The organism is Corynebacterium sp. HMSC05C01 (assembly GCF_001807155.1).
GTDB lineage: Bacteria > Actinomycetota > Actinomycetes > Mycobacteriales > Mycobacteriaceae > Corynebacterium > Corynebacterium coyleae.
The window spans coordinates 1-20,974 of sequence record NZ_KV787950.1 but is presented as its reverse complement, the minus strand read 5'-3'; the positions used below and the strand labels follow the sequence as shown (position 1 = coordinate 20,974).

Genomic DNA, 20,974 nt, shown 5'->3' with positions numbered 1-20,974 from the left:
TTCACCATAAGGAAGGTTAGGATTATGAAGCTGATCCTCACCGCTGCCGTCGAGAAGCTTGGCGAACCTGGCGAGGTCGTCGAGGTCAAGAACGGTTACGGACGCAACTTCCTGCTCCCGCGCGGCCTGGCTATCCCGGCTACCCGCGGCGCAGAGAAGCAGATTGAAGACATTAAGCGTGCTCAGGCTGAGCGCCAGGTCCGCGACCTGGATCACGCCAAGGAGCTGCGCGACCAGCTCGACCAGCTCACCGGCGTCAAGGTTGCCGTTCGCACTGCGAACAACGGCAAGCTCTTCGGCTCCGTGAAGGCTGCCGACATCGCCGACGCCGTCAAGGCTGCCGGCGGCCCGAACCTGGACAAGCGCCGCATCACCGTGCCTAAGGGCCTGGTGACCAAGACCGGTGGCTACCAGGTCAAGGTTAACCTCCACGACGACGTGGAGGGCAAGGTGAACTTCGAGGTCGTAAGCGCATAAGCACCGCTTGACGACGACTGCGCGTCAGAACAGCACGCAGCAGTCCAACGACAACAGCACTTGTAGCGCGGGACCCACTTGTGAGGAGTGGGGCCCGCGCTTTTTGCATACCCAAAGTGTGGAAGAATCTTCGCCATGATCTCTTCCCGCCTGCGCCGGGTGCGCAACACCGTTTTGTCCCTCACTGTCGCAGCAGCGGGCGTGCTTGGCATGGCAGCCACCCCAGCCCAAGCGCTGGCCATGTATGCGGGCGACAGCATCCGTATCGAATACAGCGATGGGGAGAAGTATGGCTGCACGTTGAACTCCATCGCGTACCGGGGCGGCGCGATGTACGGCGTGACCGCCGGTCACTGCCTCGCGCCGATCGGTGGGGCGCACGCGGTGCGGGTGCTGGCTGCTGATGCGCGCACCCCGATCGCGAGCAATCTGCAGGATTCGGGTTTTGAGCTCGAGGGCGACAACACGCTCGGCGGCGAGTTGAAGGACGTTGCCTGGTTCCGCATGGACCGCCATGTCACCGATGCCCACGCGATGCGCGGCGGCTTCATCGATATTCCGTTCATCGGTGCGCTACATGGTCTGAGCCAGTTCGCGCAGTTCGTCAACCCCACGCGGCGTGTGGCGGGGCGCGCGCCGGTGACGTCGGGACGCGAAGGCCAGATTGTGTGCAAGGACGGCGCACGCACGTCCCGTACCTGCGGCCCGGTGCTCAACGTGAACCCGCGCACCGGAGAGATCGCGGTGATGATCCTGTCGCTGCAGGGCGATTCGGGCTCCCCGCTGTACACCGTGAATCCGGACGGCAGCACCAACATCGTCGGGATTATCTCCGGCGCGGCCTACGGGATCCTCGTCGCGGCGGATGCTGCAACGCCACTGCCAGCAGGTCTGCGGTAAAAGAGGGTCTTGCTGGACACCGCGAATCTGTATATCGTTGCGGATATACATCGATCTGTGGAGGGTGTCATGGCAGAACCTATTCGAGAGGAACCGAATGTGAGCGGTCCGATCCGTACGACTGTTTTTAAATCTGGGAACAGCCAGGCAGTGCGAATCCCTGCAGCACTACGCATTGCATCTGGGGCTGTGTCCATTGAAGCCGTGCCGGAAGGGCTTCTTCTGAGGCCGGAGGAAGAGGATTTCGGACTTGTCGTCGCCAGGCTTCGTGAATTCCAGAAGGAACACAACCTCGAGCAGGGACTAATTGAGGAAATTGAAGACCTCCCACTCGACGAAGTGCCGAACCTCGATCATTCCCCTGATCACGGAGGATGAACGATTCGATGGGATATCTTCTTGACACGAATGTCTGGATCGACATTGAACGGGGAACTCAACCCCGGGTTGTCCAACGAGTAACTGAATGTGCGAGCTCAAAGCTATGGCTCTCTACTGTTGTTCTCGGTGAGATTGAAGCGGGTGTTCAGCGGTCGGTAAATCCAGAGATCCTGCACCGGACGTACAGGGTACTGCTACACGGTAGACGCATATTGGGAGTCGATGAGGAATGTGCATCGATTTACGGACGGCTTCGGGCAGATCTTCTAGATAGAGGGCTACCGATTGGGGCTAACGATCTATGGATTGCGGCCCAAGCGATCCGACAAGACTTAGTCCTAGTCACCGCCAACGAGAAAGAGTTTTCACGGGTTGGCGGCTTGAAGATTGAGAACTGGCGGTAGCCCCATGTTTCTTACCCGTGTGCGCATTGATGCTCCTGTCCAGGGCTACGCGCGTGATCTGTCGGTGGTGCACTCCCTCCAGCAAACGCCGCTCGAGTTAGGCCAGGTCACGCTGTTGACCGGCGATAACGGTTCCGGAAAATCCACGCTCGTCGAGGCGATCGCCGTGGCCATGGGCGCCAACGCTGCTGGCGGTTCGCGCCACGCGCGCTTTACCGCCGCAGACCATTCGGCCCTGCACCGCTCGCTCACGCTGACGCGCCGCGAAAACCCCCGCGACGTCTACTTCCTGCGCGGCGAAACATACCTTGACCTTGCGGAATACCACGAGAGCCTGGGGCCCGCCGACCCGCTTGTAGGCCTCACCAGACGCAGCCACGGCCAGGGCATCATGGATCTGGTGCGCACCCGTTTCGGCTCGGACTCGCTGATTCTTCTCGACGAGCCCGAGGACGGCCTCTCCATCTTCTCCCAACTCGAACTCCTCGGCCTGCTGACGGTGTTGGCGCGGCGTGGGGCACAGGTGGTCGTCGCAACGCATTCGCCTGTGCTCCTTGCCATCCCAGACGCCCGCATTCTGCATGTTCCCGACCTTGAGCCCATGCTTTACGACGACTGCGAGCCCGTCACCGCCACCCGCGAATTCATCAACGACCCGGCCGGCACCGCCCGCTACCTGGTGGGGCCATGATGTTCATCCAACGCGTCGACGTCGACGCCCAAGCCGCACCGCCGTGGGCTGTGGAGACCCCGGCCATCGCGCACGTCGCCGAGTTCGGGTTTGCCTTTAGGCGGCCAATCACGGTGATTACCGGCGGCAACGGGGTGGGCAAGTCCACGCTGCTGGAGGGAATGGCGCGGGCCTGGGGGTTCACGTTGGAAGGCGGCACGTGGGGTGTAGAAAAGGCCGGCGCCCACGACCCGCTGTACGGCGCACTCACCCTGACCACCGGCCCGCGGGCGAAAGTCGGCTACTTCCTGCGCGGCGAAACCCATACGCGCATCACCGAATTCGGCGGGCGCTCCCACGGCGAATCGGTCCTCGAACTGACATCGCGGCTGATCCCCAACGCGCTGTATCTTCTCGACGAGCCCGAGTCTGGTCTGTCCGCCGTCGCCCAAATGGCCCTGCTGGCGCAGTTGCATGCGTTGGGTGAGGTGGGGGCGCAGGTAGTCGTCGTTACGCATTCGCCCATTCTGGCGGGCATCCCGGGGGCGGAGATCGTCGAGATCAGCGACGACGGCGTGGAGCGCAACCTCGCCGTGGAGGACACGCTGGCGTTTCGGGCGACGCGCGACTTCCTCGCGGACCCGCACGGCATCGCCGAGTTCATGGCGGACTGGGCAGAAGGGGAGTTTGGTTAAGCGTCCTTGAGTCGCGCCATGAGGTTAGCGCGCTCGTTGAAAATACGATCGAGCTCAGCGTGCGTAAGTCGCCGTGTTTCCTCGTAGCTCGCGACTTCCGACTCGTCGAATGATTCCATGACGCTGATACTACTGTAGCTGCAGGCCAGGGCCGTGTCGTGGCGGTGTTATAGGGTTGCGCCATGACAGCGACGCGCACACAAGCAGACGAACTTCTCAAAGGCATTGCGGGGCCCGGGGCCACGCTTCGCGACGACCAGTGGACCGCCATCGACGCGTTAGTCAATCAACGCAGACGCATGCTTGTCGTGCAACGCACCGGTTGGGGTAAGTCGGCGGTGTACTTCATTGCGGCGAAGTTGCTGCGTGAGGCGGGGGCGGGGCCGTCGATTATTGTGTCGCCGCTGTTGGCGTTGATGCGTAACCAGGTGGAGTCGGCGGCGCGCGCAGGGATTCGCGCGGCGACGATCAACTCGGCGAACATGACTGAGTGGGACGAGATCCAGGCGCGCCTGAACGACTATGACCTGCTGCTGATCAGCCCGGAGCGCCTCAACGCGCCGGACTTTAGAGAGCAGGTGCTGCCGCAACTCGCGCGCTCTGCAGGGATGTTGGTGGTGGACGAGGCGCACTGTATTTCGGACTGGGGCCACGACTTCCGCCCCGATTATCGCCGTATTGCGGTGCTAATCGACGACCTCCCGGAGGCCACCCCGGTCCTTGCCACGACAGCGACCGCGAACGACCGTGTGGTCGCGGACGTTGTGGCTCAACTCGGCGAGAACACCGGTGTGCTGCGCGGCGGGCTGGACCGCGAGTCGCTCGCACTCAACGTGGTGCAGTTACCGGACCCGACGCAGCGCGCGGCGTGGATCGCGCAGTACCTCGCCTATGCCAACGGCTCCGGCATCATTTACTGTCTGACCGTCGCCGCTGCGCACGACCTCGCCGAGGCACTCGAAAACGCTGGCTGGAACGTCGCCGCGTACACCGGCCGCACCGAGGCGGAGGAACGCGAACGCCTCGAGCACGCCCTGATTGACAACGAACTCAAAGCGCTCGTGGCTACGTCCGCGCTGGGCATGGGCTTCGACAAACCCGACCTGGGGTTTGTTGTGCATCTGGGGGCGCCGTCGTCGCCAGTGAGTTACTACCAGCAGATCGGCCGCGCCGGGCGTGCCACCGACCACGCTGAGGTCGTGCTGCTGCCCGGCCCTGAGGACGAACGCGTGTGGGACTACTTTGCGTCCGTGTCCATGCCGGAGGAACACGTGGTGCATCAACTGCTGGGTGCGCTGAGCGAGGAGCCGTTCTCCACACCTCGGCTGGAGAACTTCGTGGACCTCTCCCGTACCCGCATTGATCAGGCGTTGAAAGTCCTCGACGTCGACGGTGCCGTGCGTCGCGTGAAGGGCGGCTGGGTGTCCACCGGTGCTGCCTGGGCATATGACCACGAGCGCTACGGTGGGCTCGCCGAAGCGCGTAAGCGCGAGCAGGACCTGATGCTGGCTTACGAAGCCACGGACGGGTGCCGCATGGCGTTTCTACGTCGTGAACTCGACGACCCCACTCTCGCGCCCGATGAGCGTTGCGGGCGCTGCGACAACTGCACCGGCAATCACCTGCCAGTGGACGTGGACGCTGCGTTGGCGCAGCGTATGGACGAACAACTGCGCACCCCCGGCGTCCAAATCACCCAACGCAAAATGTGGCCGACCGGCTCCGCGCGCCGCGGCAAGATCAAGGGCGTGCTGCAAGGCAAGGCGTTGGGACGTCTCAACGACGTCGCCCGCGGTCCCGCCCTGGCAGAGCTGCTGCGGGCGAACACCTACCGGCCGCTGAGCAACTGGCGCGAGGACGCCTGGCTGGGACGGTTCGTGGCGGTGCTCGCGGACTGGGCCTGGGAGGAACGCCCGACCACTGTGGTCTCACTCGGCGATGCTGACCCGGCACGAAACGAGATGATCGTGGCTACCGCAGAAGTGCTGGCAAGGGTGGGGCAGATGCGGTTTGGTGGGGTCGTCGATACGCCATCGCGCGAGGTAGAAGCACGAAACTCGGCGTTTCGCGTCAACGGGCTTGACCGGTACTACGACTACACAGGCCTCGAGGTGGAGACAGGCCCCGTGCTGCTGCTGACCGGGGAGGTGGATTCCGGTTGGTCGGTCACGGTTGCGGCAGCCGACCTTGCGGAACGGTACGGGGTGGAGGTGCTACCGCTGGCGTTTGCTTCGCGCGCGTGATGCGGACTCGGCGATGGCGGCGGCGAAGACAAGCACCGTGCCGACTGGGATGAGGAGCATGAACAAGTTGATGATCGGCAACGCCATGTCGGCCTGGTACTCCTCCCAATGCGCAACGGCCATCGAGCCCCAGCCGACGACGAGGCAGGCGGTTGCGAGCCACACCGTGACCAGTGCGCCTATTTTCTTGCGACCGCGCGCCGCGGCGGTGAACCACGTGGCACCACCCAGCGCGAGCAATGTGGTCGCGGCCTCGAAGGTGCCGAAGAGCGCCGTGGCAGTCCGAAACTCCCAGCCGCCGCCGATCAGGCGCAACAGGCTTATCCACGCCGCAGGGAACACCACCATTGCGATGGCGTAGATCCAAAGAATGCCTCGTGTTTCCATGTATGCACTGTAACTGCGGAACAGTTGTCATGGCGTGTGATTGATGTGGATAAGTGTGGATCCAAAGTGCCTGGGCACGTGGCTGCAGGGGCCAAAAAAGGGGTCCGAAACTGTTGAAATGTGCTTTGTCAAACCCCGTGGTGAGAAGTTATCCCCCGGCTACACCCGGAGCGTGGGGTTTGGATGAATAGCGTTTGACCTGCGCGTTTGGGATAAGTTCCTGCGGGTTTGGTGTCGCTGTACACAAGTTCTCCACAAGCTGGGTGGATGACTTGTGAATAACTACCCGCACAATGTCGAAAGATTTCACAGCCCCTGTGGATAACTCGTTTAGTGGGTCTAGAAAATGTCGGGGGAGAGGGTAGTGTCATAGCCACAGTGAAAGGGGAAAACATGGGTGCGAACGACAGCTTCGACGACTACGTACCACCACCGGAGCCGGTAGCGGACTACGGCGACTTTGGGGACTTCGCCGACTTCGAACAAAACACTGGCGGCTCCAACCGCTTCGCCGGCGGCGATAACTTCGGTGGCAACGGCAAGGGTGGCCAGAAGCGCTACAACAAGTACGGCAACAACCGTGGTGACGTCCAGCAGGAGTACCGCACCCCGCCCCACGACGAGCGCGCGGAGCGTTCCGTCCTCGGCGCAATGCTGCTCAACCCGGACGTGATCCTGGACGTGGCCGACGGGCTGCGGCCGGATGACTTTTACCACCCGGCGCACCAGCTTATCTACCAGGCGATTCTGGACCTGTTCTCCCAGGGAAGCTCCGTCGACGTGCTCATTGTCGCGGCACGCTTGGACCGTCTCAACGAACTGGAGCGCGTCGGTGGCGCCCCGTATCTGCACACGCTGATCTCTGAGGTGCCGACGTCGGCGAACGCCGGCTACTACGCGGAGATCGTCGAAGAGAAGTCGATCCTGCGCCAGCTGGTTAACGCCGGCACCCAGGTGGTCCAGTTGGGCTACGAGGGCGAAGAGGGCATGGAGATCGAAGCGCTCGTCGACCATGCGCAGCAGAAGGTGTTCTCCATTTCCCGCAATAACGTGGGCGAGGATTACCGTCCGCTCTCGGAATTGCTCAAGCCAACTATCGACGAGCTGACCATGATCGCATCCGGCGGCGCCCTCGAAGCCGGTGTGCCGACCGGGTTTATCGACCTGGACAAGCTCACCAACGGCCTCCACGCCGGCCAGATGATCATCATTGCGGCGCGACCCGGTGTGGGTAAGTCCACCCTCGCGCTGGACTTCATGCGTTCGTGCTCGATCCACCAGGGCAAGACGTCCGTCATCTTCTCGCTGGAAATGAGCGCGTCCGAGATCATCATGCGCATGCTCTCGGCTGAAACAGAGATCAAACTCTCGGCCATGCGCGCCGGAACGATGGAGGAGCGCGACTGGGAGAAACTCACCACCCGTCTCACGGAGATCCAGGACGCACCGCTGTTTATCGACGATTCCCCGAACCTCACCATGATGGAAATCCGCTCCAAGGCCCGCCGCCTGAAGCAGCAGCACGGCCTGGACCTGGTGGTGGTGGACTACCTGCAGCTGATGAGCTCCGGCAAGCGCGTCGAATCCCGTCAGCAAGAGGTCTCCGAGTTCTCCCGCCACCTGAAGCTGCTGGCGAAGGAGCTCGAGGTGCCCGTGATCGCCATCTCCCAGCTCAACCGTGGGCCTGAGTCCCGCACCGACAAGAAGCCTCAGTTGGCCGACCTGCGCGAGTCCGGTTCGCTGGAGCAGGACGCTGACATGGTGTTCCTGCTCTACCGCCCTGACTCCCAGGACCGCGACGACGAGCGCGCCGGCGAGGCCGACATCATCGTGGCGAAGCACCGCGGCGGCCCCATCGACACCATCCCGGTGGCGCACCAGCTGCACTACTCCCGCTTCGTCAACATGGCCCACGGGTAGGTTTACCTATCTGAGGGTTGGCTTTCCAACGGTGACACGCTGGTCAAACGCGGTTATTCTCTACCGCATGACTGTGCGATCCATCAACGCTTCCGCCGCGTGCGCAGGCACGGTGGCAAAGCTCGACCCCAGCATCACCGTTGCCAAGACCGGCCAATCCACGATGCTTCTGAACCTGCCCCGCGACATCCGCGAAATCGACGAGGCCACCGACACCGGCTCCTTCGCAGCCGTCCGCCGCCGCGTGGGCCAGCTGTTTAACTAACCGTCTAGACGATATTCAGGCGGTTCCACCACTCGCGGTTCGGATCCTCGAAACTGATCACGGGGTCGTTGTCCGAATCCATGCAGCTCAAGCTGAGCCCGTCCGAGCCGACCGAACAGGTGAGATCGTACGATTGGCCGGTCGCCGGGCTGGGAACTCCGCTAAGGTCCGCCGCCAACATCGTATTGCCCGTGCCGTGCAATCTTGTGGAGTATGTGGCCACGCTGGCACGGTTCCATACCTCCGCAGCGAACGCGCACGAAGTGTTGCTACCAGCTCGAATCGAGAACCCCTCCGGCGTCACGCCGCAGTCGCCGCCCACCTGATCCGCGTAGGCTGGGTCGATCTGGAATCCGCCAGCGGCAGGGGCCTGAGCTTCAGGCTGTGCAGGCTCCGGTTGGCCAGCGGCACCAGCTTCGCCAGCACCACCAGCCGGAGCCTCCACGAACGACGTCACGGTGACGTGGGTGGTTTCGCGCCCGCCGGTGCCGCCCGCGCAACCGGTCAGCGCCAGCAGGGACAGGGCGACGGTGGTGGCGACGATTGGTTTGAAGGACACGTCGTCAAGCAAGCGCAACTCCTTTTTGCTCAGGCAGCGTGAACGCTGCGATGCAGGCGATCGCGAACGCGGCCGCAAACACGCTGAACACGGCGACGGGGCCGCCGAACGCGATGACGGGCGGGACGATCAGCGGCGCGAGGATCGAGCCGATGCGGCCGAACGACGCACCCGCGCCCGTGCCGGTGCCGCGGATGGCGGTGGGGTAGAGCTCCGGGCCGATGGCATACAGCGCGCCCCACGCGCCGAGGTTGAAGAAGGAAAGCAGGCAGCCCGCGGCGATGATCTGCCACTCCGCGCTGGCCATGCCGTACAGCAGCGCGGCAACGGCCGAGCCGCCGAGGAAGACCGACAAGGTCATGCGGCGGCCCCAGATTTCGATGAGCCACGCGGCGACGAAGTAACCCGGCAGCTGGGCGATGGTGATGATCAGGGTGAAGCTGAAGGAGCGGACGAGGGAGAAGCCTTGCTCCACAAGCAGCGACGGGATCCAGGTGAACGCGCCGTAGTAGGAAAGCGACACGCAGAACCAGACCGTCCAGAACGCGGCGGTGCGGCGGCGCAGGTCAGGGCCCCAAATACCGCCACGGACGGGCTCTTCCTTTGGCGCCTCGGTGGTGTCGTAATCGGCGGGGTTGGCGTCGGCCTCGAACTCGCGCACGATCTGCTCCGCCTCCGCGTGGCGGCCCTTGGATTCGAGGAAGCGCACCGACTCCGGCAGACCCATGCGCACGTAGATCGCGTACAGCGCCGGCACCGCGCCGAAGGCGAAGCCCCAGCGCCACCCGTTCTCGCCCTGGGAGACCACGAAGGTGCCGATGATCGCCGCCAGGATCCAGCCGACCGCCCAGAATGCCTCGAGCAGCACCACCATTCGTCCGCGCGACTTCCTCGGGGAGAACTCGCTGACCAGCGTCGACGCCACCGGCAGCTCAGCGCCGAGGCCGAGGCCCACGAGGAAGCGGAACACCATCAGCGACGCCACCGACCATGCCAGCGCCGACGCGCCGGTGGCCAGGCCGTAGATCAAAAGCGTGGTGGCGAACACTTGGCGCCGCCCGATCTTGTCGGCGAGCAGCCCGCCTAACGACGCCCCGATAGCCATCCCAATGAACCCAATCGACGCAATCCACGATGTCGTCGACTTGTCCAGCTCCCAGTGGACGGCCAGCGCCGCAATGATGAAGGACACCAGGCCGATGTCCATCGCGTCCAATGCCCAGCCGATACCGGAGCCGACGAGGAGGCGCTTGTGCTTGCCGGTGACCGGGAGACGATCGAGCCGCTCGGTGCGGGTGAGCTGGGCGGGTTGCTGGTGTGCGGGCGGCTGTGTGGGCGCTGTCATGCAGGGGGATTGTAGACCCGTTCGCGGGAGGTGCGACCTATTACTTTCGGTTTGCTTTCGGTGGGCGGGGGTGTCGGGTTCGACATCCGGTTGTAACGATTAACAGGGGGTGTATCCCATGGTCCTCATTTCTGCTGGTAGAGAGCTTTTGTTGGATTGTCAACTGGGCAGTCGTGTCGATTGTTACAGCCGCCTCGGCCTATTTCACTCGTGCCTCCAGGCCGTCGAGCATGACGTCGACGAGGTTTCGCGCGAGCTGGGTGGCGCCCACAATCTTTGGTGTTCCAGCCGGCAGCGGGCGTGTGACGACGCCCAGGCTCAGGTGGAACTCCAAAGGGTCAAGATCGGTGGGGCAGAGGTTTGCCTCCTTGGCGCGGCGGAATAACCGGTCGTAGTGTGTCCGCGTCTCCGCCGTTCGCTTCTCGACGATGTCTTGGCGGTGTTGCATCACCTCGGGGTCCTGCATCGTCTCGGCAAATATCGCCTGTGCGAGTGCCGCCAGCTGCAGCTCACCGATGGCGTGGACGGTTGTGCGCCACGCTGTTCGCGGGTCTGTGTCGAAGCGATCGAGGTGCTCCTCGATCACTGCGGCGATGTCCCCGACCGCCTGTGCGCTGACGGCCTCGAGCAGGTCGATTCGTTCCGGGAAGTGGCGGGTGGCCGTTGCGACGCCGACTGATGCGGTCTTGGCGATGGTGCGCATGGACACACCGGGGCCTTCGGTGACGAGCAATTGCCTGGTGGCGGCGACGATTGCGTCGCGGTTGTTGGCTGCGTCTTGTCTCATGCTTGACACCCTAGCAAATGAAACACTATGTTCTACTTACGTAAGTGAAACACAATGTTCCATATGGGAGGTTTTGGTGAGTACTGCAACCACCGCAACCCGTACACGTCCCCGCCCCTCGGCTACAGCCAAAGCGCTGGGCGCAATTTTCGGCATCCCGATCGTCATCGGTCTGGTGCTGTTCGCGTTCCTGGCGCCCACCTTCGCGTCCGGTCCCGCCGGAGTTCCCATTGCCATTGCGGCACCGGAACCTGTGGTCGCTCAGCTTGAGCAGGCGATGGGGGAGGACGGTCCGGAGATCACCGTTTACGAATCTGACGCTGAGGTGCGCGATGCCATCGAGCACCGCGAAGCCGTCGGCGGCGTCGTCATCGCCCCGCAGGGCGCGACCGCATACACGGCGTCGGGTAACGGCGCGCCCTACACGCAGATGATCGAGGGCATGGCGACAAAACTTCAGGCCCAGGGCACGGAGGTGACCCGTGAAGATCTCGCGCCGACCTCTGAGGACGACCCCCAGGCGACTGGTATTGCGTTGCTCGGTCTGCCTTTGGCGTTCGGCGGCATCATCTCCGCGGTTATCGCCACCTTCGGCTTCCGCGGCAACAAGTGGATGAAGCTCGCAGTACTGGTTGGCATTGCAGCCCTCGGGTCCCTGGTAGCGACGTGGATGCTGCACTCCGTGTACGGCACCCTGATCGGTAGCTTCGGCATGGAGTGGCTCGGCATCGCCTCCGGCATCCTGGCGACCTCGCTGCTCACGGCAGGTTTGGCCGCGATCATCGGCGTGCCCGGTGTGGCCATCGGCGCGATCCTGACCATCTTCTTGGCCAACCCGCTGTCCGGCCTGGCCACCGGCCCATGGCTGCTACCCGCCGGCTGGTCCACGTTTGGGCAGTGGATGCCGATCGGCGCGACCGGCCACCTCGTCCGTTCGCTGTCCTTCTTCGACGGCCTCGGTGCCACGCAGAGCTGGTGGGTGCTCGCCATCTGGATCGCTGCTGGTTTCGTGCTGCTGATGCTGGACCGCTCCAAGAGGCAGGACGCTTAGTCCCGCAACACCTTGCGGGTGGGTTGTAACAATCGACCCCACCCGCGTTTGCGTTTTCTAAAGGTGCAGGTCACGGGCCTGCGGCTTGAGCAGACGTGTCGACTGTTACAGCGGAACCCGCCAGCCGAACCCCCAGTCCTACCCTGCCAACGGCTGGAACCCGCGCAACCTCAACGAGTTCGACACCACGAACACCGAGCTGAACGCCATCGCGATGCCGGCCAGCATCGGGTTCAAGAATCCGAGGGCCGCCACCGGGATCAGCACCACGTTGTAGGCGAACGCCCAGAACAGGTTGCCCTTGATGGTCTTCAACGTTTTGCGCGACAGGCGGATGGCGTCCACGGCGGAACGTAGCGACGAATGCATCAACGTAATGTCCGACGCCTCAATGGCCACGTCGGTGCCAGCTCCCATCGCCATACCAAGGTCTGCCTGGGCGAGGGCGGCGGCGTCGTTGACACCGTCGCCGATCATGGCCACCCGGTGGCCCGACTCCTGCAGCCGCTTGACCACGTTGACCTTGTCCTCCGGTAGCACGCCGGAGGTGACGTTGGCGGGGTCGATCCCAACCTCAGCCGCTACAGCCTCCGCCGCGCCCTGGTTGTCGCCGGTGAGCAGGTGCGGGGTCATCCCCAGGTCTCGCAGGCGTGCGACGGCATCGCGCGAGTCCTCCTTTACGGTGTCTCGCACAGCAATCACACCGGCCACAACCCCGTCGACCTCCACGGCAACGGCGGTCGCGCCACGCTGCTCGGCCTCAGTGAACGCATCCGCCAGGGCACCAAGGTCCCCGGTGGGGCGGCCGACGCGGACGAGCGCGTCGTCGATACGCGCGGAAGCCCCCTGACCCGGAAGGTTCTCAAAGCTGGTCGCCTCAGGCACCTCATCGGCGGCCTCCACAATCGCCTGTGCGATCGGGTGCTCTGAACCCGCCTCCACACCGGCGGCCAGGCGCAGCACCTCGTCAGCCTCGTAGCCGGGACCAGGCAGTACATCAGACACGCCCATTTGTCCGCTGGTCACCGTGCCGGTCTTATCCATCACCACCGTGTCCACCTGGCGGGTGGATTCCAACACCTCCGGGCCCTTAATCAACAACCCCATCTGGGCGCCACGGCCGGTGCCCACCAGAATCGCCGTCGGCGTAGCCAGGCCCAACGCGCACGGGCAGGCGATGATCAACACCGCAACCGCCGCCGTAAACGCGTCCTCCACCGCATGGCCCACCAGCAGGTGGCCCACCAGCGTGATCAGGGAAACCACAACAACCGTCGGTACAAACACCTGGGAGATCCGGTCCACCAGACGCTCCACCGGCGCCTTGCCAGCCTGCGCGTCCTTGACCAGCTGCCCCATCTGCGCCAGCGTCGTCTCCGACCCAACGCGGGTGGCCTCCACCACCAGTCGCCCCGACGTGTTCAGGGTCGCGCCGGTGACCATCGAGCCCTCGCTGACCTCCACCGGGACGGACTCGCCGGTCAGCATGGATTCGTCGATAGCTGAATGCCCCGAAATCACACGCCCATCCGTAGCCACCTTCTCACCAGGGCGAACCACAAAACGATCGCCCACAACCACCTGCGAGATCGGCACACGGACCTCTTTGTCCCCGCGGATCACCGCCGCGTCCTTGGCGCCCATGCTCAGCAGTTCGCGCAGCGCCTCCGAGGACTGCCCCTTCGCACGCGTCTCAAACCAGCGTCCAAGCAGCAGGAATGTGATCACCACGCACGCGGTCTCCAGGTAAATCGGTTCGCCTGGGCCACCAACAAACAGTGCCCAAATCGACCACAAATACGCCGCCGACGTACCCAGCGTGATCAGCGTGTCCATGGTCATCGCGCCGTGCTTCAGATTCACCCACGTCGCACGGTGGAACACACTGCCCGCGGCGAAAAACACCAGCGTCGTAGCCGCCAGCGCCGCAAACTCCCAATTCGGGAACTGCAGCCCGTGAATCATGCTGACCAGCATCACCGGCAGCGACACCAGCGCCGACCAAATCGTCGTACGCTTCAACTGCTCCGCTTCATTGTGGCGCGCCTCATCGAGAGCATTACTTGTCGACGACCCCCCGTCCCCACCAGGTTCCCCACCGTTTTCGTCACCCATTTCAAAGGCGTCGTAGCCGGCGGCGCGGACTTCGTCGATAAGCAACTGCGTCGACGTCGACGACGGGTCAAACGAAACAGTCGCAGTCTCCGTGGAGTAATTTACCGACGCATCAACGCCGTCGAGCTTGTTCAACTTGCGCTGAATACGCGAAGAGCACGACGAACAGGTCATCCCTGTTACGCCGAGCTCGATCTGTTGCAGTGCCACAGGAGGTTGAGTCATGGCCCCACTATATACCCGTGACGAAATCCCCCAATTAGGCCAGCTTGTAGCCCGCTTCCTCAACAGCAGCAGCAATATCCGCGTCGGAGTAGCCCTCGCCCTCCACAACAACATTGCCGGACTTGTGATCAGCCTTTACGCCGGTGACGCCAGCGATCTCGCCGACCTCCTCCTGCACGCTCAATTCACAATGCCCGCAGGTCATGCCATCAACCTGGAACGTACGCTCAGCCATCACAGCCTCCTCATGCAGTTTCAAACGGTTACAAATGTAAATCGTAGCCCGCGTTCACCGCCGCCAACCGGACATCCTCATCGGTGAACAAGAACCCGACAACCGTCAGGACCCCATCCTCCATATTGATGTCCACCTCATGCGCGCCCTCCACCATCGAAAGTTCATCTGCAAGTGAAGCAACAGCAACTTCATCATCAGGACCAGAAATCTTGTAGGTCTTGGTCATGACTGGTGAGCGCCTCCTTAAAGCGGCCCAACACGGGTTGGAATACGACAAAACTCATCGCGTTGTACTTTGCACAACGTCCAAGAGGATAACCTAACGCAATAAGGAGCGAAACGTTGAGCACCGTTGATGTAACTGAAGACACGTTTGAGCAAACCGTCACAAAGGACGGCATCGTCTTTGTCGACGCGTGGGCATCCTGGTGCGGCCCCTGCCGCCAGTTCGCCCCCACCTTTGAAAAGGCATCGGAGACTCACACCGACGTAACCTTTGCCAAACTCGACACCGAGGCGAATCAGCAGCTCGCCGCCGCCCTGGAAATCCAGGCAATCCCGACGCTTATGGCTTTCCGCGACGGCATCATGATCTGGCAGCAGGCAGGCGCCCTTCCGCCAGCCGCCTTCGAGGACGTGATTAGCCAGGTCAAGGCCCTCGATATGGACGAGGTTCGCCGCCAGATCGCAGCGCAAAACCCTGAGGAAAACTAAGCCTCATCGCCTAAGCGCCCGCCTGCCGGGCGCTTTTTTCATGCGTACACTTGCCTAACGACGACGCACCCAAACCGACAAACACCGAAAGGACCCAACCATGGCGAACCCGTTTACCAAAGGCTGGAAGTACCTTATGCAGTCTTTCGACACCAAGATCGACGAGAATGCCGACCCGAAGGTGCAAATCCAACAGGCCATCGCAGCCGCGAAGAAGCAGCACCAAGACATCACCCAGCAGGCCGCCAACATCATCGGCAACCGCAACCAGCTGCAGATGAAACTCGACCGCCTGATTAAGTCCCAGGAGGACCTGCAGGCCAAGGCCCGCACCGCCCTCCAAGCAGCCGACAAGGCCACCGCCGCCGGCGACACCGAAAAGGCCCAACAGTTCAACTCCACCGCCGAGGTCATCGCCACCCAACTGGTGTCCGTCGAGCAGGAACTTGAGCAAACCAAGCAGTCCTACGCCTCCGCCGACCACGCCGCCAAGGAAGCACAGCAAAAACAGAAGCAGTCCGAGGCCCGCCTGCAGGAGCAACTGGCCCAGGTTTCCCAACTCGAGTCCCAGCTCAACCAGGCCAAGATGCAGGAGCACACGGCCCGCACCATGGACACGATGAACCAGTTCAATACTGACGACGTGCCCACCCTCGACGGCGTACGCGACAAAATCGAACGGCGCTACGCCAACGCACTTGGCCAGCAGGAGTTGATGAAGGACTCCATGAACGATCGCATCGCCGAAATCGAGTCCGGCTCTTCCGATGCGGCCGCCTCCAACCGTCTCGCCGAGATCCGTGCCTCCATGGGCGGCGAGCTCGAGGCCGGTTCGGGTGCTTCTGCTTCCGCAGCCGACCGCCAGCTCGAAGCCGGCTCCGAGGGGGACGCTGCCGATTCTGCCGAGACTGCCGACACTGGCGTTGCCGAAGCGGCGGGCGCTGCCGACGACACCATCGCCGACGCCGAGGCCTACCTCCGCGACGCCGAGTCGGATGCTGACGCTAAGGCTGATGCCGACACTGACGCCGAGACCGACTCTGGCGCCGAGCGCTAGGCCTTTCCTGACACATTCCGCCGGAATCTGTCAGCCGTCGGCATCGCGCCTGGTCAGAAATCGCCCCTGACAGATTTCTCAAAATCTGTCAGGGGCGGCTGCGTAGCCGCAAAAAAGTTCCCAGGTTCACGCTGAATCCGGGAACTATTTTGTCCGACCACGGGTGTCTAGAACTGCCGACCTGGGGAAATGTCGCGGCAAAGGTGCCGGAAACCGAAGAAAGTTCCCGCGCGGGGAACTATTTCGAGAAAGGGGGGCAGACGGGGAGGCGCCGGAAGCAGAAGAGAAGCGCAGGGCAACCAACACAAAAACGGGGCCGCAAGGTGGTTGGCGGCCCCGGTGTCGTCGTAAAGCGACTAGTTGCGACGGATGTTGATCAGGACACCGCGGATGCCGGAGTGGAACCCGTCGCGAAGATTGACGCGCTGGGTTTCGCTCAGCGTGTACTCGTGGAGGGTTTCGCAGGCGAACTGCAGCAGTGGCCTGTCGATCTCCGGTGGCAGACCGCCACCCGACAGCAGATGTGCGCTGTCGCGCTGCTCCATGGTGGCGGCGTTTTCAAACCACCATGACGCGTACTGTTGTCCCACGTCGTAGGGGGTTTGGAAGCCGGCGGACGTCCACACCTCCTCCGGGAGCGGGACGTAGCGGGAGCGAAGCTTGCGGCGCGGCGCCATCATCGACGGCTTCGGTGCCGGCTTCGGGCCCTGCTGCGGCGCGGAATCCTCCGCCTTGGTTGAGTCGGCGGACGAGTCGGTATCCGAAGGGCTTGTCTTCGCGGCCGGCGTCGGCGCCGGAGTGGCAGCCGGGCGTTGTTCGCTGGAGACCTGCTTGTTGCCGGGTTTGTTGGACTCGTTGTTGGCCTCGACCTGTGCCTCGGAAGGCTCGTCGAGTTCCGGCTCGTCGGGTTCGTGCGTGCGCTGCTGGGCAACCGGAGCACCGACAATGTCGGAAGGCTTCGGCGCTGCAGGTGCAGCAGACGAGGCGGGTGCAGCAGGCTTGGCTTCGGTGGCCTCGGCCTCAGAGGTCTTGGAGCCCTCCGCCGAACCCTGCGACGCATCAGCACCGGCATCAGCACCGGCACCCGAACCATCGCCAGCACCCGTCTTCTCTTCCTGTTTCTCTGCTTCGGCGTTGGCGCATTCGGCGCTGAGCGGCTCGGGGCCAAGGCCTGGGACGGAGGTCGGGCCGTCGGCTTCGTCGAGGGGTGCGGCGTCGTTAAGCGGGCGCTCCCGGATGGTCGGCGGCAGGGGGCCTTCGAGGACTTGCAGGCGCATGGCGTTGGAGAAGTCTTCGCGTGGGTCGAGGATTGTGGTGCTGTCGCATGCGTGGCGTAGGGCGGAGGACATGGAGTCCCACCCGAATCCGTAGAGGTGTACGCGGGTGCCGGTGCGGGTGACCTCTTCGACGCCGGGGATCATGTCCGCGTCGCCGGAAACGAGGACGAAGTCGGTGAATTTTTCGCTCAGGCCGTTGACCACGAGGTCGGCGACGAGGCGGGTGTCAACGCCTTTTTGGGTGCGTCGTTCGCCCCATTCGATGAGTTGGCCGGTGCGGAGTTGCACGCCGTCGCAGGTGCGCAGTGCGCGTTGGTAGCGGTGGGGCCCGGAGTCGGGGATGCCGTCGTACCAGAGTTGCCTATGGATGGGTTGGTTGAGTTGGTCGGTGATCATGTTCCCGAGGGTGTTGACTACCTCGGGGAGGTCGATTTCTAGTTGGGCTCGTGCGCCGATTTCCCACGAATTGTAAAAGCTCGCGAGCAGGTAAGACGTGTCGACGAACACCAGTGTGCGTTCAAGCATGGCTCCTAAATTCCGATTCTTTTCGTTGCTAAGTTGATTTTCACGGCCCATCTTGCCTGATTTTGCGCGGGTTCTCCATGTTCTTTTTCTGTTTTTTGGTTGCACTCCACCTGAACCCGTGTTAGTTAGTTGGTTACTCGAGTAACTAACCAATGAGGCGAATGGAGGCGTCGTGAATACTGATGCGGAGCCGTTATTCGTGCAGATCGCCAGTTTTGTGGAGGACCTCATCGTCGACGGTTCCCTGAAACCCGGCGATCAGGCCCCATCGACGAATCAGTTGGCGCAGTTCCACGAAATCAACCCCGCTACAGCGCGCAAGGGGCTGACGCTGCTTGTGAGCGACAACGTGTTGGAAAAGCGCCGCGGCCTCGGCATGTTCGTCACCGACGGCGCCCGCGAGCGCATCCTGGCCACTCGCCGCGAGGCGTTTGCGGGCCAGTACATCGCACCGCTTATCGACGAAGCCGTCCACCTCGGCTACTCCCGCGCCGACCTCCACGACCTCATCGACCGCGTCGCAGAAAGTAGAGGACTGTACCGATGACAATCCACACCGCTGGCCTCACGCATCGCTTCGGCAGCACGCACGTGCTCAACGGCGTCGACCTGGACCTCGGCCCCGGTATCCACGGCTTGCTCGGCCGCAACGGCGTGGGCAAATCCACCCTGCTGCGCATCCTCGCCGGCCAACTCAAACCCACCGGCGGCACCGTTGAGGTCTTCGGGCAGCGCCCCTTCGACAACGCCCGGGTGATGGACAACACGTGCCTGACCGGCGTCGATACCGCCTACCCCGGCTGGTGGTCCGCCGCCGACGTGATCAAGGGCGCGCGCCTGCGCTTCCGCACGTGGAACCAAACCGTCGCAGATCAACTCATCGCCGACTTCGCTCTCGACCCCGCCCTGGGCACCCGTTACGAGAAACTCTCTCGCGGGCAGCGCGCCATGGTTTCCATCGTCATCGGGTTAGCCTCCAACACCGAGCTTTTGCTTCTCGACGAGCCCTACGTCGGCCTCGACACCCACAACACCGACGTGTTCTACCGCCACCTGTTGGCGCAGGCGGACTCGAAGCGTACGATCGTCATGGCCACACACCACATCGAAGACGCCGCGAAAGTGCTGGACAGTGCGGTGATTCTGGGGCGTGATGGGGTCGTCGCAAAGCAATGTGTTCCGGAGGATGCGGACGCGTTCGCTGTTGCTGGCCCCGAGCTTATTCCTCTCGACGACGCCCCGCGCCATGCCCGCGCCGCCAAGTTCGACGACCTCATCGAGCACGTGTTGGAGGTGTCGTAATGAACACCACGCTTCTCGGATTCTTTCGCCACCAGTTTGTCGCCTCGCCGCTGAAGCGGCTGCTGTGGATGGTGCCGTTGATCGCCGTCATGGCGTTTGGACCGTTTGTTGTGGATAGTGCGCTTTCTGCCGCATTCCTCCCCAGCATGGTCACGGTGCTTGTACTTGTCGCGTTGCAGCAGGAGGAGACTGCCTATACCGCGTTCGGTGTGCCGCGCTCGCGCGCTGTGAAACTTGCGGCCTTTGGGGTGGTGCCGGCGGTGTTGTGCGGGGTTGGCGTGGCGCTGGCGGCGCGGCCCGACTGGGTTGGGCTGCTCGGCGCGCTCTTTGCGGTGGTCGCTGGCCTGCTGATAGGCACGCGCTACGTCGAGGCGACCAACGACGAGGATCGGCGCGCGGTGCGTGGCCGAATCGGCCGGGGAGGGTTCATCTTCGAGGTGATTTTCAAGCCACAACTGTTGTGGGCAGCAGGTATCGCGGTTGCGCATAGCCTTTTGCTCTACCTTGCCGGAGTGGTGAGCAGCGAGCCTCTCGCCCAGTTCCTCGTGAGCCTGCCAATCCTCGTCTGGGCCATGGTCTATTGCAGCAACGGCACAGGCATCCTCGGCGCAACGGCAATGACGAGTTTCGGCGTTCCCCGGCGCCGCTGGCTGGTCCTGTATTGGGGTGCCGCCCTGGCATCGGTTGCGCTCTATATGGCGGTGTTGCTGCTGGTCGCGCCAATCGGTCTGAGGGCGATTCTTGCTCTGGGGGCAGCGGGCCTCGCCAGTGCTGTGCTCGGCGCACCGCTGAAGGTGTGGCGCACAGACGTTGGTCTCATCCCTGCGATGCTCCTGTTCTTCGCGGTCAAAGACACATTGCTTATCGACGATCCCCACCCCGCCCAAGTCGCATACGCGCTGGCCATCGCGGGTTTGATGTTCTTGATCGGCCTGGTTTTGCAGGCGTTGTTCGTTTTTGGCGTGATTAACCCAAAACAAGGATTTAAAGACGCTTAGAAAACACGCTCTACGCTGGCGATTTGTGTTGTTGTTTGGGTGTGTGTAACTTAATCCCAGTCAGCGAGACCGACAACGCCCCGCTGGAGAGCGATCAAGGTTCTCTGGTTTGTGTGGCGGGCAGGAAAACAATCGCGGACCAATATCATTTCAAGTCACTTGAAACGTATCCATTGTTGTGTGGGAGGGTTTGAGTGTGCTGGTGTTGTTTGAGAACTCGATAGTGTGCCAATGCATTTTTTGTTGTTGTGTGCTTGGTGTTGTGTGCCATGGTGTGCATGCCTTGTGTGGTGTGTGCCGGTGGTGGTTGGGTGAACCATTGATTGCCTGATCATCTGTGTGGTGTGCTTCATTTTTGTGAGTGCATGATGCATGTTGCCAACCTCTTTATTTTTGCCCCGTCAGGGTTTGGGGGTTGGTTGGAAGTTTTTGGCTTCCG

The 20,974-nt window shown here is 62.8% G+C and carries 24 protein-coding genes; 15 read left to right on the top strand and 9 right to left on the bottom strand.

The genetic code is table 11. The features are described 5' to 3' along the window. Window positions 1-24: 24 nt before the first annotated feature. The 6 genes from rplI (at window position 25) to HMPREF3145_RS04425 (ending at window position 3,527) form a co-directional block, all read left to right on the top strand. A complete protein-coding gene (gene rplI / locus HMPREF3145_RS04450) occupies window positions 25-477 on the top strand; it encodes a 50S ribosomal protein L9 (protein WP_070422053.1) in 453 nt (150 codons plus the stop codon). Between the two features lie 135 nt (window positions 478-612). Continuing rightward, window positions 613-1,377, top strand: a complete 765-nt coding sequence (locus tag HMPREF3145_RS04445) for a chymotrypsin family serine protease (RefSeq protein WP_070422052.1) — start codon at window positions 613-615, stop codon at window positions 1,375-1,377. 69 nt (window positions 1,378-1,446) lie between these two features. Further along, window positions 1,447-1,755 carry an antitoxin gene (locus HMPREF3145_RS04440; RefSeq protein ID WP_141739352.1) on the top strand — a complete coding sequence of 103 codons (309 nt, stop codon included), beginning with the start codon at window positions 1,447-1,449 and terminating at the stop codon, window positions 1,753-1,755. After that, the gene (locus HMPREF3145_RS12135; protein WP_083279382.1) at window positions 1,752-2,162 is read left to right on the top strand and encodes a type II toxin-antitoxin system VapC family toxin; all 411 of its coding nucleotides are present in this window, start codon (window positions 1,752-1,754) and stop codon (window positions 2,160-2,162) included. The genes HMPREF3145_RS04440 and HMPREF3145_RS12135 overlap by 4 nt, the downstream gene beginning before the upstream one ends. Before the next feature lie 4 nt (window positions 2,163-2,166). After that, a complete protein-coding gene (locus tag HMPREF3145_RS04430; protein WP_070422050.1) occupies window positions 2,167-2,853 on the top strand; it encodes an AAA family ATPase in 687 nt (228 codons plus the stop codon). After that, window positions 2,850-3,527 carry an AAA family ATPase gene (locus HMPREF3145_RS04425; RefSeq protein WP_083279381.1) on the top strand — a complete coding sequence of 226 codons (678 nt, stop codon included), beginning with the start codon at window positions 2,850-2,852 and terminating at the stop codon, window positions 3,525-3,527. Before HMPREF3145_RS04430 ends, HMPREF3145_RS04425 begins: the two co-directional genes overlap by 4 nt. On the opposite strand, the gene HMPREF3145_RS12090 is transcribed toward HMPREF3145_RS04425, so the two are convergent. Continuing rightward, window positions 3,524-3,646: a hypothetical protein gene (locus HMPREF3145_RS12090; protein ID WP_256365573.1), complete on the bottom strand. Its 123-nt coding sequence runs from the start codon at window positions 3,644-3,646 to the stop codon at window positions 3,524-3,526. The genes HMPREF3145_RS04425 and HMPREF3145_RS12090 overlap by 4 nt on opposite strands. A 63-nt stretch (window positions 3,647-3,709) precedes the next feature. Between HMPREF3145_RS12090 and HMPREF3145_RS04420 the strand changes: the two genes are divergently transcribed. Beyond that, a complete protein-coding gene (locus HMPREF3145_RS04420) occupies window positions 3,710-5,770 on the top strand; it encodes a RecQ family ATP-dependent DNA helicase (RefSeq protein ID WP_070422049.1) in 2,061 nt (686 codons plus the stop codon). Here the strand turns inward: HMPREF3145_RS04420 and HMPREF3145_RS04415 are convergent. Then, complete coding sequence (locus HMPREF3145_RS04415; RefSeq protein WP_070422048.1) at window positions 5,741-6,157, bottom strand: hypothetical protein; 417 nt, start codon at window positions 6,155-6,157, stop codon at window positions 5,741-5,743. The two genes, HMPREF3145_RS04420 and HMPREF3145_RS04415, sit on opposite strands and share 30 nt — an antisense overlap. Window positions 6,158-6,550: 393 nt before the next feature. On the opposite strand from HMPREF3145_RS04415, the gene dnaB reads away from it, so the two are divergent. Continuing rightward, window positions 6,551-8,077 carry a replicative DNA helicase gene (dnaB, locus tag HMPREF3145_RS04410; protein ID WP_070422047.1) on the top strand — a complete coding sequence of 509 codons (1,527 nt, stop codon included), beginning with the start codon at window positions 6,551-6,553 and terminating at the stop codon, window positions 8,075-8,077. Window positions 8,078-8,144: 67 nt separating this feature from the next. Further along, a complete protein-coding gene (locus HMPREF3145_RS04405) occupies window positions 8,145-8,342 on the top strand; it encodes a hypothetical protein (RefSeq protein WP_070422046.1) in 198 nt (65 codons plus the stop codon). Window positions 8,343-8,346: 4 nt separating this feature from the next. Here the strand turns inward: HMPREF3145_RS04405 and HMPREF3145_RS04400 are convergent, their stop codons facing one another. The 3 genes from HMPREF3145_RS04400 to HMPREF3145_RS04390 all read right to left on the bottom strand — a co-directional run bounded on the left by HMPREF3145_RS04400 (window position 8,347) and on the right by HMPREF3145_RS04390 (window position 11,033). Continuing rightward, complete coding sequence (locus tag HMPREF3145_RS04400) at window positions 8,347-8,913, bottom strand: hypothetical protein (protein ID WP_070422045.1); 567 nt, start codon at window positions 8,911-8,913, stop codon at window positions 8,347-8,349. Then, window positions 8,906-10,246, bottom strand: a complete 1,341-nt coding sequence (locus HMPREF3145_RS04395; RefSeq protein WP_070422044.1) for an MFS transporter — start codon at window positions 10,244-10,246, stop codon at window positions 8,906-8,908. The genes HMPREF3145_RS04400 and HMPREF3145_RS04395 overlap by 8 nt, the downstream gene beginning before the upstream one ends. Window positions 10,247-10,445: 199 nt before the next feature. Further along, window positions 10,446-11,033, bottom strand: a complete 588-nt coding sequence (locus HMPREF3145_RS04390) for a TetR/AcrR family transcriptional regulator (RefSeq protein WP_070422043.1) — start codon at window positions 11,031-11,033, stop codon at window positions 10,446-10,448. 76 nt (window positions 11,034-11,109) lie between these two features. Between HMPREF3145_RS04390 and HMPREF3145_RS04385 the strand changes: the two genes are divergently transcribed. Continuing rightward, window positions 11,110-12,084, top strand: coding sequence for an ABC transporter permease (locus HMPREF3145_RS04385; RefSeq protein WP_070422042.1), 975 nt, complete (start codon window positions 11,110-11,112; stop codon window positions 12,082-12,084). Between the two features lie 138 nt (window positions 12,085-12,222). On the opposite strand, the gene HMPREF3145_RS04380 is transcribed toward HMPREF3145_RS04385, so the two are convergent. From HMPREF3145_RS04380 to HMPREF3145_RS04370, 3 genes are read right to left on the bottom strand one after another with little or no spacing between them, the layout of a single operon-like run. Beyond that, a complete protein-coding gene (locus HMPREF3145_RS04380; protein ID WP_070422041.1) occupies window positions 12,223-14,424 on the bottom strand; it encodes a heavy metal translocating P-type ATPase in 2,202 nt (733 codons plus the stop codon). A gap of 34 nt (window positions 14,425-14,458) precedes the next feature. Continuing rightward, entirely contained in the window at window positions 14,459-14,659 is a 201-nt protein-coding gene (locus HMPREF3145_RS04375; RefSeq protein ID WP_070422040.1) for a heavy-metal-associated domain-containing protein, read from the bottom strand. Between the two features lie 28 nt (window positions 14,660-14,687). Next, complete coding sequence (locus tag HMPREF3145_RS04370) at window positions 14,688-14,888, bottom strand: hypothetical protein (RefSeq protein ID WP_070422039.1); 201 nt, start codon at window positions 14,886-14,888, stop codon at window positions 14,688-14,690. A gap of 116 nt (window positions 14,889-15,004) precedes the next feature. On the opposite strand from HMPREF3145_RS04370, the gene trxA reads away from it, so the two are divergent. Together trxA and HMPREF3145_RS04360 are read left to right on the top strand one after the other, a co-directional pair. Then, the gene (trxA, locus tag HMPREF3145_RS04365; protein ID WP_070422038.1) at window positions 15,005-15,376 is read left to right on the top strand and encodes a thioredoxin; all 372 of its coding nucleotides are present in this window, start codon (window positions 15,005-15,007) and stop codon (window positions 15,374-15,376) included. A gap of 100 nt (window positions 15,377-15,476) precedes the next feature. Then, on the top strand, window positions 15,477-16,433 hold the full coding sequence (locus HMPREF3145_RS04360; RefSeq protein WP_070422037.1) for a PspA/IM30 family protein: 957 nt from the start codon (window positions 15,477-15,479) through the stop codon (window positions 16,431-16,433). 356 nt (window positions 16,434-16,789) lie between these two features. Here the strand turns inward: HMPREF3145_RS04360 and HMPREF3145_RS04355 are convergent, their stop codons facing one another. After that, window positions 16,790-18,235, bottom strand: coding sequence for an NYN domain-containing protein (locus HMPREF3145_RS04355; protein ID WP_070422036.1), 1,446 nt, complete (start codon window positions 18,233-18,235; stop codon window positions 16,790-16,792). Between the two features lie 172 nt (window positions 18,236-18,407). On the opposite strand from HMPREF3145_RS04355, the gene HMPREF3145_RS04350 reads away from it, so the two are divergent. The 3 genes from HMPREF3145_RS04350 to HMPREF3145_RS04340 are packed head-to-tail and all read left to right on the top strand — an operon-like array spanning window position 18,408 to window position 20,535. After that, entirely contained in the window at window positions 18,408-18,782 is a 375-nt protein-coding gene (locus HMPREF3145_RS04350) for a GntR family transcriptional regulator (RefSeq protein WP_070422035.1), read from the top strand. Next, complete coding sequence (locus tag HMPREF3145_RS04345; protein WP_070422034.1) at window positions 18,779-19,537, top strand: ATP-binding cassette domain-containing protein; 759 nt, start codon at window positions 18,779-18,781, stop codon at window positions 19,535-19,537. The genes HMPREF3145_RS04350 and HMPREF3145_RS04345 overlap by 4 nt, the downstream gene beginning before the upstream one ends. Continuing rightward, window positions 19,537-20,535: a hypothetical protein gene (locus HMPREF3145_RS04340; protein WP_070422033.1), complete on the top strand. Its 999-nt coding sequence runs from the start codon at window positions 19,537-19,539 to the stop codon at window positions 20,533-20,535. The genes HMPREF3145_RS04345 and HMPREF3145_RS04340 overlap by 1 nt, the downstream gene beginning before the upstream one ends. Window positions 20,536-20,974 lie beyond the last annotated feature (439 nt).

What these genes read in the sequence shown, in the direction of transcription:
- HMPREF3145_RS04415 (WP_070422048.1), bottom strand. Translation starts at nt 6,157, where the DNA reads ATGGAAACACGAGGCATTCTTTGGATCTACGCCATCGCAATGGTGGTG.
- HMPREF3145_RS04445 (WP_070422052.1), top strand. Translation starts at nt 613, where the DNA reads ATGATCTCTTCCCGCCTGCGCCGGGTGCGCAACACCGTTTTGTCCCTC.
- HMPREF3145_RS04375 (WP_070422040.1), bottom strand. Translation starts at nt 14,659, where the DNA reads ATGGCTGAGCGTACGTTCCAGGTTGATGGCATGACCTGCGGGCATTGT.
- HMPREF3145_RS04395 (WP_070422044.1), bottom strand. Translation starts at nt 10,246, where the DNA reads ATGACAGCGCCCACACAGCCGCCCGCACACCAGCAACCCGCCCAGCTC.
- HMPREF3145_RS04405 (WP_070422046.1), top strand. Translation starts at nt 8,145, where the DNA reads ATGACTGTGCGATCCATCAACGCTTCCGCCGCGTGCGCAGGCACGGTG.
- HMPREF3145_RS04340 (WP_070422033.1), top strand. Translation starts at nt 19,537, where the DNA reads ATGAACACCACGCTTCTCGGATTCTTTCGCCACCAGTTTGTCGCCTCG.
- HMPREF3145_RS04420 (WP_070422049.1), top strand. Translation starts at nt 3,710, where the DNA reads ATGACAGCGACGCGCACACAAGCAGACGAACTTCTCAAAGGCATTGCG.
- HMPREF3145_RS04360 (WP_070422037.1), top strand. Translation starts at nt 15,477, where the DNA reads ATGGCGAACCCGTTTACCAAAGGCTGGAAGTACCTTATGCAGTCTTTC.
- rplI (WP_070422053.1), top strand. Translation starts at nt 25, where the DNA reads ATGAAGCTGATCCTCACCGCTGCCGTCGAGAAGCTTGGCGAACCTGGC.
- HMPREF3145_RS04390 (WP_070422043.1), bottom strand. Translation starts at nt 11,033, where the DNA reads ATGAGACAAGACGCAGCCAACAACCGCGACGCAATCGTCGCCGCCACC.
- HMPREF3145_RS04430 (WP_070422050.1), top strand. Translation starts at nt 2,167, where the DNA reads ATGTTTCTTACCCGTGTGCGCATTGATGCTCCTGTCCAGGGCTACGCG.
- HMPREF3145_RS12090 (WP_256365573.1), bottom strand. Translation starts at nt 3,646, where the DNA reads ATGGAATCATTCGACGAGTCGGAAGTCGCGAGCTACGAGGAAACACGG.
- HMPREF3145_RS04425 (WP_083279381.1), top strand. Translation starts at nt 2,850, where the DNA reads ATGATGTTCATCCAACGCGTCGACGTCGACGCCCAAGCCGCACCGCCG.
- HMPREF3145_RS04370 (WP_070422039.1), bottom strand. Translation starts at nt 14,888, where the DNA reads ATGACCAAGACCTACAAGATTTCTGGTCCTGATGATGAAGTTGCTGTT.
- HMPREF3145_RS04380 (WP_070422041.1), bottom strand. Translation starts at nt 14,424, where the DNA reads ATGACTCAACCTCCTGTGGCACTGCAACAGATCGAGCTCGGCGTAACA.
- HMPREF3145_RS12135 (WP_083279382.1), top strand. Translation starts at nt 1,752, where the DNA reads ATGAACGATTCGATGGGATATCTTCTTGACACGAATGTCTGGATCGAC.
- dnaB (WP_070422047.1), top strand. Translation starts at nt 6,551, where the DNA reads ATGGGTGCGAACGACAGCTTCGACGACTACGTACCACCACCGGAGCCG.
- HMPREF3145_RS04440 (WP_141739352.1), top strand. Translation starts at nt 1,447, where the DNA reads ATGGCAGAACCTATTCGAGAGGAACCGAATGTGAGCGGTCCGATCCGT.
- HMPREF3145_RS04355 (WP_070422036.1), bottom strand. Translation starts at nt 18,235, where the DNA reads ATGCTTGAACGCACACTGGTGTTCGTCGACACGTCTTACCTGCTCGCG.
- HMPREF3145_RS04345 (WP_070422034.1), top strand. Translation starts at nt 18,779, where the DNA reads ATGACAATCCACACCGCTGGCCTCACGCATCGCTTCGGCAGCACGCAC.